At 53.7% G+C, this 14501-nt stretch carries 11 protein-coding genes; 2 read left to right on the forward strand and 9 right to left on the reverse strand.

Going from position 1 to position 14501, the window contains the following annotated elements:
• From RW092_RS16025 to ftsE, 5 genes are all read right to left on the reverse strand, one after another.
• On the reverse strand, window positions 1–1291 hold a 1291-nt coding region (locus tag RW092_RS16025), incomplete at its 3' end, for a PDZ domain-containing protein (RefSeq protein ID WP_316010665.1).
• A gap of 140 nt (window positions 1292–1431) precedes the next feature.
• The gene (locus tag RW092_RS16030) at window positions 1432–2883 is read right to left on the reverse strand and encodes a S41 family peptidase (RefSeq protein ID WP_316010666.1); all 1452 of its coding nucleotides are present in this window, start codon (window positions 2881–2883) and stop codon (window positions 1432–1434) included.
• A gap of 380 nt (window positions 2884–3263) precedes the next feature.
• A complete protein-coding gene (locus RW092_RS16035; RefSeq protein WP_028538113.1) occupies window positions 3264–4481 on the reverse strand; it encodes a murein hydrolase activator EnvC family protein in 1218 nt (405 codons plus the stop codon).
• Window positions 4482–4679: 198 nt separating this feature from the next.
• Window positions 4680–5594 (reverse strand): permease-like cell division protein FtsX, encoded by a 915-nt coding sequence (gene ftsX / locus RW092_RS16040; RefSeq protein WP_036625958.1) that lies wholly within the window; start codon window positions 5592–5594, stop codon window positions 4680–4682.
• Entirely contained in the window at window positions 5584–6270 is a 687-nt protein-coding gene (gene ftsE, locus RW092_RS16045; protein WP_009225387.1) for a cell division ATP-binding protein FtsE, read from the reverse strand. The genes ftsX and ftsE overlap by 11 nt, the downstream gene beginning before the upstream one ends.
• Before the next feature lie 232 nt (window positions 6271–6502).
• Here ftsE and RW092_RS16050 point away from each other — a divergent pair, with 232 nt between their 5' ends.
• Window positions 6503–8116: a VanW family protein gene (locus RW092_RS16050; protein WP_316010667.1), complete on the forward strand. Its 1614-nt coding sequence runs from the start codon at window positions 6503–6505 to the stop codon at window positions 8114–8116.
• Between the two features lie 259 nt (window positions 8117–8375).
• Here RW092_RS16050 and RW092_RS16055 read toward each other — a convergent pair whose 3' ends face one another.
• A complete protein-coding gene (locus tag RW092_RS16055) occupies window positions 8376–9041 on the reverse strand; it encodes a PDDEXK family nuclease (protein ID WP_016314100.1) in 666 nt (221 codons plus the stop codon).
• Window positions 9042–9408: 367 nt separating this feature from the next.
• On the opposite strand from RW092_RS16055, the gene RW092_RS16060 reads away from it, so the two are divergent.
• Complete coding sequence (locus RW092_RS16060; RefSeq protein ID WP_316010668.1) at window positions 9409–10725, forward strand: CynX/NimT family MFS transporter; 1317 nt, start codon at window positions 9409–9411, stop codon at window positions 10723–10725.
• A 93-nt stretch (window positions 10726–10818) separates the two neighbouring features.
• Here RW092_RS16060 and RW092_RS16065 read toward each other — a convergent pair whose 3' ends face one another.
• The 3 genes from RW092_RS16065 to RW092_RS16075 form a co-directional block, all read right to left on the reverse strand.
• The gene (locus tag RW092_RS16065; RefSeq protein ID WP_028538117.1) at window positions 10819–12090 is read right to left on the reverse strand and encodes an MFS transporter; all 1272 of its coding nucleotides are present in this window, start codon (window positions 12088–12090) and stop codon (window positions 10819–10821) included.
• A 98-nt stretch (window positions 12091–12188) separates the two neighbouring features.
• Entirely contained in the window at window positions 12189–13739 is a 1551-nt protein-coding gene (locus RW092_RS16070; RefSeq protein ID WP_016314103.1) for an MDR family MFS transporter, read from the reverse strand.
• Between the two features lies 1 nt (window position 13740).
• Window positions 13741–14487 (reverse strand): hypothetical protein, encoded by a 747-nt coding sequence (locus RW092_RS16075; RefSeq protein WP_316010669.1) that lies wholly within the window; start codon window positions 14485–14487, stop codon window positions 13741–13743.
• Window positions 14488–14501: the final 14 nt, after the last annotated feature.

The following is a 14501-nucleotide window of genomic DNA, read 5'->3' on the forward strand; positions in this document are numbered from 1 at the left end:
GCGGTGCGGGCGTGGCGCCCCGAGCGCCCCGCGCCGCGCGGGCGCTCGCGCGCGGGCGCAGCAGCTGCAGCAGCGAGAGCGGCTGCAGCCTTACCGCCGCCGGCGCCAGCTCGTCCGGCGCGAGAATCGCGCCGAGCTGGTGGTGATCGCCGGCGTAGATGGCGCGCTGGAGGAATTTACTCTCGCCCGCGAGATTCCGTACCTCCAGCTTGCAGAAAGCCGGGTTGATCCGCAGCGCCGCATGCAGATCTTCCTTCGTGGGCACCGGCACGCCGTTGACCTTCACGATCGACTCGCCGGCCCGAATGCCTAGCTCTTCCGCCGGACTGCCCGGCAACACCGCGAGCACCTTCAGTCCCCCTTGCGGATGGACAAACATCGGGCTGCGTTGCTGCTCCTCATAACGGCTCAGCCAAATCAACGCTTCGTGCAGCCCAAACGCCGCGAGGGCGGCCACCAGCATCAGCGGGCTCCACCACGCCGCGAGCAACGCCAGCACGGTGATCACCGCGCCATACCCCAGCAGGCGGCTGGATGAAACGCGCGCTTTATCCTGAGGCAGCATCCCCAGCGTCATCTCCGAGAATCCAAGCACGATCGGCAGCCCGATCAAGCTGAAGCCGTCTTGCCAGGCATCTCCGCCAAACAACGGCGTCCACGGCAGAACCCCGCCTAACGTCTGCGCCGGGACGAGCAAGAACAGCGGCACCGGCCACAAGCTTTGCATTTGATACCCGCCGATCAGCTTGCCTCTTTTTCCTTCAAAAAACAACGGCCCCGCAAACGAAGCCCCCTGCCAACGAACCAACAATCCTTCGGCCAAATGCAGCAAGCCGACCAGACAAAGCAATGCCGGAATATCCAGCTCCCGGACGACACGAACAACATCGCTTAGAACCGGGGCCTCTGCCGGATCCGGGATCAGATGGAATACAAACTGGAGGACACCCAGCACACCCACAGCGTAAGCGAGACATAAATAGCGGATGCGGAACAGCATCAGCACCAGCGTAACCACCCAAAGGCAGAGCATTCCCTCCATCGTCAAATTCATTCCAAGGAAGACGAAGACGACGGATACCGCCAGCCCCGCCAGCAGCCCGCCAAGAGCGGTTTGCCAAGTCTGCAAGCCCCAGCGGTGCAGGCGAACATGAAACAGACGGCGTTCCAGCACAACCTGTCTGCGATAGAGCAGCAGGATGACGATAATCGAGATATAGTAGAACGGCTGCAACAACAACTGCGCCCCCGCTTCCGCCAGACTCCACAATCCTTCGAGAATGAGATCCAAGAGGTATTCACGCTCCTTTTTTGGTGTACAAGTTCAAGCTTGTCCTCTATCTTTAGGAGTAATGATCAGTTCACCTATGTACTCCAACGAAAATCAGAAAAAAAGAGGGCCGCATTTCAGCCCTCTTAGGGATTCGACATTCACTTCGCAATTTCCTTCCGCATAATCTCGAGTGCCCGATTTAACTGCAAGTCGTTTTTCGGATCGCGGATTTGTTGGATGATGCTGGCTTCCAAAGCCCCGGCGGTTTTCTCGTCCAGCACGCCGTTTGCCGTAAGCTTCTGGTCCGTCTGGAACTTTTTCAGCGCCTTCTCGGTGCTTTTATCGAAATATCCGTCTTTCCGACCCGGATTGTATCCGAGTCCGTCCAGCATCGTTTGAGCGCTTTTGATATCCTCACCGAGCATATCGTATTTGTACGTTTTTTCCTTATTGATTGGTGCTACCATAAAATAATCCGGCTGGGACACCTCAACATCCGGCTTGATCCCTTTCTTATGAATCCATTCGCCGTTTGGTGTCAGCCACTTGGCGATCGTAATCTTCAGCAAGCTGCCGTCGCCCATTTCCTGACTGTAGCTGGATTGCACCGTTCCTTTGCCGTAAGTTGTCTCACCGACCAGCTTCGCTCCTGCAGATTCCTGAAGCGCCCCGGCCAGAATTTCCGAGGCGCTCGCGCTGCCCTTGTTGGTCAACACGGCGACCGGGTAGGACTTCCCACTTCCTTTGGAAACCGATTGCTGCCGGCGTTTATATTTATCCTCGATTTGGACGATGGCTTTCCCTGCCGGCACGAACTGTTCGGACATCGCCTCGACGACGTCCAGCACCCCGCCCGGGTTGTTGCGCACATCGATGATCAGGCCTTTCATGCCTTGTTTCTCGAGGTTTTCCAGCTCCTTCTTGAAACGATCCGCCGTATTCAGCGAAAACTCGGTCACCGTAATAACCCCGATTTTGCCATCCTTCATCTCGGCATAGACCGTTTCCAGCGCAATGTCATCGCGGACAATCTCAAATTCCAGCGTATTGGCGACGCCAGCGCGTTTGACCTTCACCTTCGCAACGGTGCCTTTCGGGCCGCGAATTTTGGCCACTGCCTCATTTAAGCTCAGCCCCTCGAATGACTCCCCATTCACCGACAACAGGATATCCTTCGGTTGAATGCCGGCTTTTTCAGCAGGAGAGCCCTTGATTGGGGAAACGACCACGACATTGCCGTTCTCCATGGACACCTCTGCCCCAATTCCGGTAAAAGAACCCTCAATCTGCTCCGAGAATTGCTGTGCCGTATCCGGGGCCATGTACGAGGAGAAAGGATCCCCCAGCGCATTCATCATCCCGTCGATCGCACCATCAATTAACTTGTTCGTATCCACGTCCTCGACGTAGTTTTTTTGGACGAGCTGCAGCGCCGTCTCGATTTTTTTGATATTTTGCTTCGAGCCGGTGCCGGCCGTGTCGGCATAACTTCCGCTGCGCAGCGGTCCCGTTCCGGCAAAGCTCCATTCCCCCGTCAGCGTTAACGTCAACAAGCTGCTGACCAGCATGGCTGCGACAACGAGCAGGGCTACCGTACGACCTTTAAACATCCTTGATCACCGCCTCCGAAAAAATGAACATCACCGGGCGGCGTGCCCGGCACGTCCGAATTGAACGTCACATAGTATATGTTCCACCCATGAGAAATATTTACAATTTAAGGTGGTTTTAAAATTGGCTTCTTATCACGTGGCACTCTCAAGTAGCCTAGTCGACGTCGAATCTTGAATTCAGCCGGGCCTTCCGTTGCTCACGTAGCCCGTACAAGCTTATGCTTCCGAAGTCGTTTTCTACGAAAACGTTTAGCTCCGCTACTCAGTCTCTAGCTTCATCCAACCTTCTCGGTGCTAATAACCCAATCTAACGGTGAAAACGGACCCTGCCCCAAAGAGGCGGTATCCGTTTTCGCTCGAACACTATAGTTATTTTATTACAAATAAGGCATTGGGTCTACCGGGTTACCGTTGATCCGGACTTCGAAGTGACAGTGAGGACCGGTGGAATTGCCCGTGCTTCCGACTTCGGCAATTTTTTCGCCTTTCTTCACGTGCTGGCCTTTCTCAACCTTAATCCCGCCGTTGCGAATATGGCCGTAAAGCGTCCATACGTTGTCACCGTGGTCGATGATGACCGTGTTGCCGTAGCCGCTCCACCATTCTGCAACGATGACGACGCCGTCCTGGGCAGCATGAATGTCCGTACCTTGCGGTGCTGCGAAATCCACACCTGTATGGGTCTTCTTCACACCCGTAATTGGATGGATACGCGTACCGTAGCCGGAAGAGATGCGTGCACCATCCACCGGCAATCCAAAGGAACCTCCGTTCCCCTTAAATCCGCCGGAACCGGACGAAGTCTTCTTATATTTGTATACTTGTGCGGCCTTTAGCTTGTTCTTCTCTTGTTCCAACGCCGACCGTTTCTTCGCCAGCTCAACCAGGAGCGCTTCTTGCTCCGCGCTGATATCTTCGGATTCCTCGATCTCCGCGTTGTATTTCGCAATCAACTGCTGCTTCTCGATCTCCTTCGCTTCCAGATCGCTCTTCCGCGACTCGGCATCCGCATAAAGCTGCTTCACTTTGGCATAATCCTGCTCCAGTTGCTGCTTCTGTTGCTCAATCAGTTCCTTATCCCGTTTATGTTCGTCCAACAGGATATGGTCTTGATTGGCAATCGCTTGGAGGGAGTCCGCGCGCTCAAGAAAATCGGTGAAGCTGGTAGAGGACAGCAGCACATCTAAATAGGAAACGACGCCATCCGTATACATCAACCGAACGCGAGTGTCGAGTAAGTGGGATCGCTCTTCAATTCGCGCCTGGGTCTCGTCCAATTTTTGCGCGGTTTCACGCAGATCCTCTTCCGTTTCCTCAATTTCGAGGGAGATTTTCGTTAACTCATTGCTGACAACCTCAATCTGACTCATTAATTGCTTCAGATAGTTGGTGTTTTTATTGACGTAATGCTGCGCTTCCTGCTTCTGACTCTCGGCTTTCTCCTGCTGCGCTTTGGCTTGCTTAGCCTGCTCCTGAAGCTGCTTCAGCTCTTTGTCGATCTGGCTGATGGTTTTAGTCTTGGCGAAGCCTTCAGTAGGTTGGAAAATCAAAGCGGCTAATGCGACAACGGTGAGTGTGGTTATCCATTTCTTCAACTTCGTTTCCCCATCCTTCTTGTATAAGGTAGTTAAAAGTTCGACTTTTGTAGATCTAAGAATGAATAACTATGTAACCTCAGCTTCCTTATATCGCAAGAATAAACTTCCGCTAAACGCGGTCTTGCTACTTAGAGATTACGTCGATTAAGGTTTCTCTTATCGTGATGTAATTCTCCGAAGCATCTCGACGTCGCGCTACACCTTCAAAAACTTCCGAATCGACATCGTACTTCCCCAAATGCCAATCAAAAGTCCTAAGCCAACCAGTAATCCGCCTAGTTCCAGACCGATATCTTGGAGCGGCACCAGTTGAATGGCCAGCGTCACATCGGATTTGACCGAGGTCACCAGCTCGTTATAACTAAAGAACAGCACGCCAACGGTAATCAAAGAACCGATCAAACCTATGAGTGCGCCTTCTACGAAGAACGGCCAGCGTATAAAGGTATTCGTCGCGCCGACCAGCTTCATGATGCCAATCTCCCGGCGACGGGCTAAGATCGTAACCCGGATCGTATTGGAGATGAGGAACATCGCCATCAGGGCAAGACCCGCTACAAAGGCAAATCCGATATTGCGGATCGCCCGGGTGATTTTAAATAACTTTTCCACCGTACCTTGTCCGTAGTTAACCTTATAGATCGGCTTCTCTTCGTATTTATCGTTCAGGGCATTAATCTTGCTGGCTACGTAAGGCACCGTAGTAGGTTCAATGACCTGAACCTCAAACGTATCAGGAATCGGGTTCGTCGTCTCGTCGTACCCTTCCAGCAGATCCTTGCCTTCCTCGCCGAGCTTCTCCCGGAAATCCTTGAGGCCTTCGGCTTTAGGAATCAGTTTCACTTTGCTGACTTCTTCCATGGAGCCGATATCGTTATAGATCTGGTCGCGTACGGCTTCGGTCACATCTGAGTTGAGGTATGCTTTGATCTGTACCTGGCTGTCCGCCTCATCGGCAAACGCATTGACGTTCAGCACTAGCAAGGTGAACACGCCTAAGATCAGCAACGATACGATGATCGAGGTGATGGACGCCACCGACATCCAACCGTTGCGGAACACGCTCTTTGCGCCTTCCCGCAAATGCCGCAAGAAGGTGCTAATAGTCATAACCATATTCCCCTCTCAGCTGGTCTCGCACGATATTGCCGTGTTCAATCGCGATAACGCGCTTGCGCATCGTATTGACAATCTCTTTGTTGTGGGTAGCCATAACGATTGTGGTGCCGCGGAAGTTGATTTCGTCCAGCAGTTGCATGATCCCCCAGGAGGTCTCAGGATCGAGGTTCCCTGTAGGCTCGTCCGCAATAATGACAGATGGATTATTGACGATCGCCCGAGCGATCGCCACCCGCTGTTGCTCACCGCCGGATAGTTGGGATGGATCGCGGTTTGCTTTATTTTTCAGCCCGACCAGGTCGAGCACTTCCATCACGCGTTTCTTAATAATCTTCTTCGGGGCTTCGATAACCTCCAAAGCAAAAGCCACATTCTCGTAAGCCGTCAGCTTCGGAAGCAGACGAAAGTCCTGGAAAATCACCCCGATATTTCGGCGTACATAGGGAATTTTGCGAGGTTTTAGCTTACCAATGTTAAAGCCATTCACAGAAATCTGCCCCTTGGTAGGCACTTCTTCCCGGTAAATCAGCTTCATAAAAGTCGATTTCCCTGCGCCGGAGGGACCAACCAGATACACGAATTCATTACGGTCGATCTTGACCGAAACGCCTTTAAGGGCGTGGGTACCATTCGGATATGTCTTCCAGACATCCTGCATTTCTATCACTTGATCACGTCCTAAATCTATGATTCCGTTTCTATAGGTGGCCCTATCTTACATTCGACATGTTCCAGCCAAATCCTTTAAAAGTTGAGGAAATTCCTTGAAGTCCGATATTTATTGTAACAAAGATGTTACCACTTGAGTACCCGAAAGTTTCCAGCTGTTTGATCATACATATAGTTGTACAAGGTTCTTTTCTATGAATCTCAAGGGCTGCGGCCTAAAGGAGACGGCGATGAAAAAGAAACATTTGGCAGCTATATTTCTCTGCATTGGGCTTCTCGGCGCTGCAAGTTGGGGAGCGCTCGCACTTTATGTCTCACAGGACACCTTGCCTGCGGGCACCGTTGTGGCCGGACTGGATCTGGGCCGGCGCCAGCGTGATGAAGCGCTGCGGCTCCTTGACCAGGAGATCGCCGCATTAAACCGGAAGCAAGCTGTGTTTGCGGTCGACGGCACTACCAAAACCCTAACTTGGGAGGATGCCGGGATTACGTTTGACGCAGAAGCTTTTCATGATGAGGTACAGCGACTGGAAGAAGGCTCCTTATGGGAACGGGGAATGGCGAGAAGAAGTTTTCCTCGGCAGCAGACGCTCAGCATCACCTTCGATCCGAAGAAGCTGCAGACGATGTTTTCCCCGGAGTGGGAAAAGAATCGATTTGGCTCCCCAGTGAACGCCGTGCGAACGATTACGCCACAGGACCAAATTCGTTATTTGCCGGGTACGGCCGTGCAACGCATCGACTGGGAACGCTTATTGGAAATGGTGCCGAAGCAGCTTGGTGAAGAAGTACGTCGTTTGGAAAAAAATTCATGGCATGAACCAACCCCAAACGCATTATCGAAACAGCTTCCTACGTTGCAGTTTACCGTGCCGCTCAAAACTGTAGAGCCCGAAATCACCGTAGAACGGCTCCAAAAAGAAGGCATCCGCCGCAAAATCGTCCAGTTCTCCACAAGCCTGATGTCCAGCGGGGCCGGGCGGGTGCATAACGTGGACGCGGCAGCCCGCAGCATCGACGGGATGGTATTGGCTCCAGACGAAGTTTTCGATTACAACGAAGTGATTGAGTATGCCGAGAAAACGTACGGCTTCCGGGAGGCGCCGGTTATTTTTGGAGGGCGGCTGACCCCTGGGGTTGGAGGCGGGATTTGCCAGGTGTCGAGCACGCTCTACAATGCGGCGGTTCGCGCCGGGCTGACCATCGTGGAGCGGCGCAACCACTCCCTTCCGGTCAAATACTTGCCCAAAGGTCAGGACGCCACGTTCGCCAAAGGCTACATCAATTTCCGCTTCCAAAACACCTCCGGCCACCATCTCCTCATCCGCGCCGAGGTGAAAAACGGTCAACTAACTGTTAAGCTTTTTGGCGATATGCCGGAGAACGTGAGTTACACGCTGGAGTCGCGTACAACCGAAGTCATTTCCCCGCCCAACAAGTATGTGATCAACCGCTCCTTGCCTGCGGGCAGCCAGCAAGTGCTCGTGCGTGGAAAGCAAGGATATGTCGTGGAGACATACCGCATCAAGAAAGTGGACGGCAAGACGGTCGAACGCACTCTGCTCTCCAAAGACACGTACCCCGCGCAACCTAATGTCATCGCAGTGCGTGAAGTCAAGGCGGGGTCCACCGGGAGCAGCAATGGCGAAGATGCAGGCAGTGGCAATCGCGAGAACAATCGGAGCGGAAATGGCGGCAGCAAAGGTAGCGGCACGGGCGGTTCAGGAACCGGCGGTCAAGGCGGCTCGGGCAGCTCGGGTGGCAACTCCAGCGGCGGCAACTCCTCTGATAGCTTACCTAAGCAGATTTTGGAGGACGGCGTCACCGGGCCGAATTTTCGGTAAGAATCACGGGGAGGCGGCATCACCCCTCCTCCCTCCCTTCTAACCCCGAGGATAACGGTAAAAATAGGCCTTATTTCGTCAATTTCACGCCGCTTCACTGAAATAAGGGAAAATTGTGGCGTTATTTTACGATATGAAACCTAAACCCGCCCTTATTGCGACGTTTCCTTAAGGATAAGGACATTTTTTACCGTTATTTCCCCGGAAATTGTCTGGGGGAGTCAAATAAGACCACAAAAGGGCGTTATTCCCTCTTGGTCTACAAAAGAAGACGCTCGGCGTCGAGCGAAAGTCGATAAGAACGGATCCGCACGCTGCCGCTTGCCGGCTGGATCCACCGCTTCTCCAACAACTGCCGCAGCCATTTGCGCGCAGTTTTATTTTCCACGCCCATCGTTTGGCAGATATCCGCCGGTGTTAACGGTCTTCCCGCACGAAGAAACTGACGAAGCAGCTCCCTCTCCTGGTAGTTGATCTGCCTCAAATTATCCGCCTCCCCCAACCACCGTCCCATAAACTGCTGCAGAGTTTGCTGACAGTAACGCGGGTTCTCGCAGACATCATCGTAAGTAAATCGCAGCACCTTCCAGCCATCTAGGATCAGGTCGTTTTGCCGGCGGCATTGGTCCGAGAAGCGATCCCGGCTGATCCCGCGCAGATGCGGGCCGTATCCGTCAATTTCAATCGCTAGTTTTAGTCCGGAACGAAGATAAGCAAAGTCAAGATAGCGGTACCCATCCTTAAAATCCGTTACCTCGTATTCGGGATGAAGCTGCCGAAAATGCCCGAAAGCCGGCCACCACACTTTTTCGACAAAAGCTTTTTCCGCGTGCCCATGCCCCTCCCTCAACCTTCGTTCTCTCTCCCCTTGCCGACGTTCCAAATGCTCGCTGATCCACTGCGCATGCATCTGCTGAAATCCCATCCAACACCAACCTCCTCAATTTATGAAAAAAATAAAACGCCTTTCATCGACAGACGAGACAAACGGCATCGTCCGACAACAAAAGGCGTGTGCTTCACGACTCTATATTTTTCGGTTACACATGATTTTACCACATGCTCGTCAGATTCTTCCATATCCCTCTGGAACAAGTCATCTAATCCACAATTTGCCACTCCATGTAAACTTAAAGTATACTGATTGGCATCTGAGACCTGCCACAAACATTCCTCATAAATTTACTGCATAAAATAATTGACAGCTTCTCCAAACTAGGGTATCCAACTTTAAGCGAATCCATCGTTGTTGCTGAAATTATTGTCGATGTCAGAAGGAGGCTTCCTTATAGATGAATAAAACGATCGCGGCCGCCTCTAACCCAGACTTAGATCAAACGCGCCGCACCTCAGTATGGCTACTGGTCACTGCCGTGCTTCTGACCGCCGCTGCCCTGCGGTCGCCCATCACCGGCGTAGGTGCCCTCATTGGCGAAATCGAGGCGGCCACGGGCTTGTCGCACGCGATGTCGGGCATGCTGACGACACTGCCGCTGATCGCCTTCGCGGTGTTTGCGCTGGCTGCGCCGGGCTTGTCCGCAAAGCTGGGGATCGAGCGGACGTTGTTCTTCAGCATGGTCCTGATGACCGGCGGCATCCTAGTCCGCTCCCTGCCGTCCGTTGCTGCGCTATTCGCCGGCACCGCGTTGATCGGCATCGCGATTGCGGTTTGTAACGTGCTGCTGCCCGGGCTGATCAAACGCGACTTCCCGCAGCAAGTCGGTCTGATGACTAGCCTGTTCACCACGTGCTTAACCTTCTGGGCGGCGATTTCCTCCGGGATCAGCGTGCCGTTGTCCCAAGGCCCGCTGGGGTGGCGCGGTGCGTTAACGATTTGGGTGGTGTTGACGGCGATTGCCAGCTTGGCCTGGCTGCCGCTCCTGCCCAAACGCACCGAAGCTGGCCAGAACCAGAACAATGCAGCCGTTGCGGGCCGTTCCGTCGCCCCGAAGGAGGGGGAAGCAATCAGCACTTCCTCACGCCCCCAGTCCGATCAGCTTGATCTAAGCCCTGCTTCTGCTCCACGGATCCGCAATATTTGGCGTTCCAAGGTTGCCTGGCTGGTGACGATGTTTATGGGCTTCCAGTCGATCCTGTTTTACGTCAGCATTTCGTGGCTGCCGGACATCCTGCAGGAGCGCGGGATGAATGCCGAACAAGCCGGTTGGATGTTATCGCTGATGCAGTTAGTCAGTATGGCCGGCTCCTTCTTAATGCCGCTGTTCGCCGCGCGATCGGACAACCAGAAGTGGCTGACCGCCGCCTCCGCTGCGTTATGCGTGATAGGTTTTGGCGGCATCTGGGCCGGATCGGTCTCGTTAGCTCCACTCTTCATCCTTCTGCTTGGGGTTGGTTCCGGCTCCACCTTTGGTCTGGCGATCGTGTTCTTCTCGCTGCGCTCGCGCACAACGGAGCAGGCCAGTGCTCTATCTGGCATGGCTCAATCGATTGGTTATATCTTGGCTGCTTTTGGGCCAACGCTGTTTGGCTATCTCCACGATCTTAGCGGCAATTGGGACATCCCGCTTGCTGTGATCACCGGTGTTTCGATCATAACCGCCCTCTTTGGCTATGCCGCAGGGCGCAAGGGAGATGTTGATGCACGCTAAAGGAGATGCAAGCCCCAAGCCACAACTCAAAAAAGCTGTCCCCAAGGCCCTCAATTAGGCCCCAAAGGGACAGCTTTTTCATTACTGCCAACCTCAGCTCGTTGGCTGACCTTCCAGATGCGGCTGCGGTTGTGGCTGCACCGCCGGCTTGTGCTTGAAGATCGGGACTAGGATCATCGCGCCCAGCAGCATGATGGTGCCGGATACCGCGTAAATGCCAACAAGCGGGAAGAACGTCTTCAACACGCCGGACACCGACATCATGATGACCATCATGCCCATAAACATCGGGCTAAGTACGCCATTGACGCGGCCGACATAGGATTGCTCCGTCCATTGCAGGATCATCGTGTTGATTCCGATCTGGATGCAAGGGAATGTCAATCCGTTCAGGAACTGCAATGCCAACGTCAACGGAACGCTGGTCGACAGCCCCATGCCCACGATACAGACAGCGCTGACCGCCATCCCGAAGGCTAACAGCATTTGAGGCGGGATTTTTTTGGCTAAGCCCATAATTACACCGCCGCCAATCAACATCGCTACCCCGTTCACCGCCAGCAAAAATTGCAGGAATTCCTTAGGCTGACCCAAACGTTCGGTGACGACAAACAACCCCAGCGTCTGAATAATCCCAACCGAGAAGCCGGCGATGGCAAACGTGGCGCCCAATACCTTCAGTACCGGACTACGCCATACGTAGCGGAAGCCGTCCGCCAGTTCCTTGCGAATATTGGAGGTTTTCTCCTGTTTCTCCTCTGGCTCCGCATCCGCCGGCAGCCGGAACAGCACCAAAGCGGAGAGCAGGAAAGCCACGCCCATCACGCCAATCGAGATGTAAATCCCAAATTGATGATAGGAGTAAATCCCGAGCGACGGCCCAATCACCATGAAAATAGCGACCAACGACTGGAACAACGCCATCCCTTGCTGCACTTTATCCGGATGGACATGCTGCTTAAACAGCTTCATAACTGACGGCTGCGAGAACTGCGACAAAATGGCCGAGATAAAGGTGGCAAAATAAACCGCTTCCCACGAACCGTACAGCAACGTCAGCAGCACGGCGAAGACCGACACCGCGGACAGGAAGTCGCACCAGATCATCGTCCGCTTCGGCTTCCAGCGATCCGCAAATGCCCCTCCGATGAATGAGAACACGAAGATCGGCGCAAACTCCACGACGGAAATGAGCGAAATCGCCAGCGGATCGTTATTGGTCTGGTCGGTGACAAACATCAGAATCGCAAAGTTACGGACCCAGATCCCAATCTGCAAGAACAGGTTAGAGATCAGGATCGTCTGGTAGAACCTGTTCCGGAACAAGCTCCCGGAAGGCAAAGCCTGTGACTCATTACTTTTCACGTAAACACCTCATTATTGCTCAGGATAAACTATAGATTATCCATATGAACTGTAGGGATGTCAATTGTTTCTTTGATTCCCTTGAATCTGGATATATCTCACTCCGAAACCACCGGCTTCTTTTCAGTACGACTCGCCGCATTAGGCCCAAACCCGCTCATTTTGGCATGGCCCATAAAACATACCGTGATCAAAGCCAGAACAGCTGGCACCAGCGTCCACCAAAACATCGTGGTAATCGACTTCGACAGATCCGTTACAATCTGCTCCAGGACCGGTGCCGGTATGGCTTTACGTGCTTCCGAAGCCAGGAGCGTCCGAGGATCATCCAGGGATGGAAGCCCTTCGGCTCCGCCGCCCATGCCGGATAACGATTCACTTAACCGATTGGCGAACAAGTTGCGTTGCACGATCCCAAAAATCGTAATCCCCACCGTCATCCCCAGCGAGCGAATGAACGACATCGTCGAGCTGGCAGCTCCCCGCTGCGAAGGTCCAAAATCTTGAATGGCCGACATTCCCAATACAGAGAAGGAGAACCCCACGCCAAAACCTGCGATGGCCATATAAATCGACAGCATCAACTTGGTCGTGTCCGGCGTAATTGTGGCCAGCAAAGCGATCCCCAAGATAAAAATAACCGCCGATAAGATCATCACATTACGGAAGCTGGTACGCTGCACGAGAAAGCCCCCAACTTGGGAAGCAACTACAGAGCTCAGCGTCATCGGCAACAGGATCAAGCCCGAGTTGGTCGCCGTACCGCCCGTGACCCCTTGCACGAACAACGGAATATACACCGAAGCTGCAATAAATGCGGCACCGTAAAACAACCCGGCGAGGTTGCTGCTCGCAAACAGCCGTTTGCGGAACATCGCGAAGGAGATGATCGGCTCCTCCGCCTTACGTTCTACCAGCAGAAAAATCGTAAACAGCACGGCAAACGCCGCAAACAGGCCAAGGATCTGTCCGGAATCCCAGGCGTACAACTGCCCGCCCAGTTCCAAGGCAAACATCAGGGCAACCACTGCACCAATCAAGGTTACTGCCCCCCACCAATCGATGCGTTGTTTGGAGTGAACGGCCGATTCCCGGTAAAAAGCCAAGATCAGGAACAAAGCGACGATCCCCAGCGGGATATTGATGTAGAAATTCCAGCGCCAGTTCAGATGGTCGGTAATAAATGCCCCAAGCAACGGGCCGGCCAGGCTGGAGATCCCGAAGACGGCGCCAAACAAACCGCCCATGGCACCGCGTTTCTCCACCGGGAACACATCAAACACGATGGCAAAAGCGATGGGCATCAATGCCCCGCCCCCGATCCCTTGGATCGCACGGTAGATGCTGAGCTGTACAATGGTGTCAGCCGTACCACAGAGAATAGACCCTAACAAGAACAATGCTATGCCAAAAACAAAGAAACGTTTCCGCCCATACATATCGGACAGCTTACCGAAGATCGGCATCGCCGCCATTTCCGCGACCATGTATGCGGAGGTCACCCATACGTATTTATCCAGTCCACCGAGCTCGGACACGATCGTGGCCATTGCCGTAGACACGATCGTATTGTCCATGGCGGACATTAAGATGCCGAGCAGCAGACCGGCAACCACGAAGCCGAGACGGCTGCTTTTTTGTGTGTTCATCTTATTCATTCCTCCAAACGTTCAAGTGCTCCCCCACCTCGCTGTGCGGGTCTTGATGATAGTGCTTTGTATATTCCACGAGTCGGATCCGACAGCCCGGACCAATATGGACATCCCCGCCGCGCACGACATCGGCTACGGTATTTTCCAGACGAATGACATCCCCTTCAATCACCCTTGCCTGCAACGCCGGTGTGCCCCATTGCTTAAACAGCGATACCCACTTCCAGGTCGGGTGCGGAGCGATGCGGATTTGCCCGCCGACGATTTCTCCCGCTTCGCTGCGGCCAAACATCCCAATCTCCACCCGCTCGGCATTGATCGTGCCTTGGGTTTGTACTGACCCCTTAAGTCGCAACCGTTCGGCCTGACAGTCACCATTCAACTCGCAGCTTCCAAACAGCCCGATCTCCTCTCCTGCGATGCCGCCATCAATGCGAAGCTCCCCATTCAGCTTGGCTCGGCCAGCTTGAAGCCCGCCGCGGACGTTAAGGGTGCCGGTGAGATGCAGCTCTTCTCCGCGCATCGGCCCGGTAACCTCAATCGTGCCAGTCGCCTTGACGATCTCGGCACGTAAGCCTCCGTCCACCTCCAGCGTTCCGGTACAATTCAAGCTGCGGCAATCCACATCTCCATTGATTTCGCCTTCGCCGACAATTTTCACTTTATTAAAAACCCCGCCGTTTGATGTCCCGTTGCCAACAATCTTCAAATCGGCGCTGCGGTCTTGCATAACTTGTTCAGCCATCCTCAATCCCTCCT

It is taken from the genome of Paenibacillus sp. 3LSP (genome assembly GCF_032465655.1).
Classification (GTDB): Bacteria; Bacillota; Bacilli; order Paenibacillales; family Paenibacillaceae; genus Fontibacillus; species Fontibacillus barengoltzii.